The organism is Streptomyces javensis, from assembly GCF_039525925.1.
Classification (GTDB): domain Bacteria; phylum Actinomycetota; class Actinomycetes; order Streptomycetales; family Streptomycetaceae; genus Streptomyces; species Streptomyces asiaticus.
Genome location: NZ_BAAAIF010000215.1, coordinates 1 through 2,566, shown reverse-complemented (window position 1 = coordinate 2,566; position 2,566 = coordinate 1). Strand labels below are relative to the sequence as shown.

At 65.1% G+C, this 2,566-nt stretch carries 2 protein-coding genes; both read right to left on the bottom strand.

Annotated features, from left to right (window positions below; translation table 11 throughout):
* A partial coding sequence (locus tag ABD329_RS47610) for a beta-ketoacyl synthase N-terminal-like domain-containing protein (RefSeq protein WP_344318252.1) occupies window positions 1-937 on the bottom strand: 937 nt, incomplete at its 3' end.
* Between the two features lie 36 nt (window positions 938-973).
* Window positions 974-2,566: type I polyketide synthase (locus tag ABD329_RS47605; protein WP_344318250.1), on the bottom strand; the 1,593-nt coding region annotated here is incomplete at its 5' end.

Sequence of the window (2,566 nt, the reverse complement as noted above, 5' to 3'; positions counted from 1 at the left end):
CATTCGGCGCCGTCAACCCATTCGACGCCCCATCCTGATTCACCGCAGAACCACGCACCACCGCCAACACCCGATGCCCCCGCGCCCGAGCATCCGACAACCGCTCCAGCAACAACACACCAACACCCTCGCTGAACCCGGTCCCATCCGCCGCGTCCGCGAACGCCTTGCACCGACCGTCCACCGACAAGCCACGCTGACGCGAGAACTCCACAAACGTCCCCGGAGTCGACATCACCGCCACACCACCGGCCAACGCCATCGAACACTCACCACTACGCAACGCCGCACTCGCCTGATGCAACGCCACCAACGACGACGAACACGCCGTATCCACCGTCACCGCGGGCCCTTCGAGGCCGAACACATACGCCAGGCGCCCGGACATCACACTGGCCGTATTGCCCGTCAGCACATAGCCATCGCTGCCCTCTGGGTGCTGCTGGAACCGCGACAGGTAATCCTGCCCTTGAGTTCCGACGAACACACCGGTCTCGGTGCCGCGTACATCCGCCGGATTGATTCCCGCGCTCTCCATGGCCTCCCAGGAGGCTTCCAGCAGCAGCCGCTGCTGCGGATCCATGACCAGCGCCTCACGCGGAGAAATCCCGAAGAACTCCGCGTCGAAATCGGCTGCATCATGCAAGAATCCGCCGCGCAGCTCGACTGGAGCAGATTCCTGATCCGAGTCCTTCTCGTCAAGAACTCCGGCCGACCAGTCACGATCTGCTGGGAACGCGGATATGGCATCCACGCCGTTCGCCACCAGTTCCCACAAGTCATCCGGTGAGCTCACATCACCTGGATACCGGCAAGACATGCCAACAATGGCTATCGGCTCGCGCGCCCGTTCCTCAACCTCGCGCAAACGAGCCCGAGCCTCACGCAAGCCAGTCGTGGCGCGTTTGAGGTGCTCAAGTACCGTGGAGTCTTCCATGGGCCCTGCCCTTTCACTGGAGAGTCACTGATTCGCTCAGAAAGTTCCAAGTTCGTCATTGAGCAGCTTGAGAACTTGGTCCATATCGGCTGATTCCAAGTCGTCACTCCGCGCCTGCGCGCCATCGTCGAGCCGTGAATCCCCCAATGCCAGGATGAGCCCCTTGAGGCGTGCTGAGATCTGAGCCCTCTCGTCCTCTCGATAGCGCAGCCGAGAGAGAGTGACCTCCAGTTTGTCGAATTCGGCCAGCACAGTGCGTGCGGACATGTTCGTTTCACTCTGACCGACGCCACGAACTTGAGAATCCAGGTAGTGCGCAACCGCAAGCGGTGTCGGATGGTCGAAGACCAGCGTCGCCGGCAGGCGCATCCCCGTGGTTGTGCTGAGCTGGTTGCGGAGTTCGACCGCGGTAAGCGAATCGAAGCCCAACTCCTTCAATGCTCGATCAGGCTCTATGCCGGTGTGACCGCTGTGCCCCAGGACAGACGCGGCATGGGTAAGGACCAGATCCAGCAAGAGCTGCTCTCGTTCCTCCGGCGCGGTCAGAGCCATTTGCTCCTTCCATGCCTCCGCACTCTGCTGACCGGCCGCGGCCTTGCGATGCGGTGCGCGAACCAGTCCCCTCATCAACGCTGGAACCGCGTCGGCGCGCTTCCTGGTCGCCTTCAGATCCACCTTCATCGACAGCACATGGGGCCGTTCCGTCTCCAAGGCAGCGTCGAGTAGGCCAGCGCTCCTCTCCTGTGCGATGCGGCCCCAGGCGAGGGAGAGGGCGGGCAGGCCCTGGGCGTGGCGGTGCTGGGCCAGGGCGTCGAGGAAGGCGTTGGCCGCCGCGTAACTGCTCTGCCCACCGGCACCTAGTGTGGCCGCGACGGAGGAGTACAGCACGAACGCCTCCAGGCCCATGTCCCGCGTCAGCTCATGCAGATGCCAGGCCCCATCCACCTTCGGAGCCAGCACCCGCTGGACACGCTCATCGCTCAGCCCCTCCACGACACCGTCGTCCACCACCGCTGCGGTGTGGACCACACCCCGCAGCGGAAGCTGCGCCGGGACGGCCGCCAGCAGCTCACGCACGGCGTCACGGTCGCCCACATCACAGGCAGCCACGGTGACCGAAGCCCCCGCCGCCTCCAGCTCAGCCACCAACTCGACCGTCCCCGGGGCGTCCGGACCCCTACGGCTGGCAAGAAGCAGATGCTCCACCCCGTGCTCAGCCACCAGATGCCGAGCCACCACACCCGCCAACGCACCCGACGCACCCGTCACCAACACCGTCCCACCAGACACCAACGGCGCAGACGCCCCGGAGGCCGCTGCGGGCTTGGCGATACGGGACAAACGCGGGACCAAGACCGTCGCACCCCGAACCGCCAGCTGCGGCTCTTCACCCGCGGCGAGAACCCGCACCACCACGTCCGCCGCAGTGGGGCTGATCTCGTGGTCAGGGTCGTGGTCCAACAGGAGGAATCGACCGGGACTCTCGGTCTGCACCGACCGCAACAGCCCCCACACCGGAGCCTGCACCAGGTCGGCCACATCCTCACCCGCCTCCGTAGCGACCGCACCACAGGTGGCCACCACCAGACGAGACCCCAACAAACGCTCCTCACCCAACCACCACCGCAC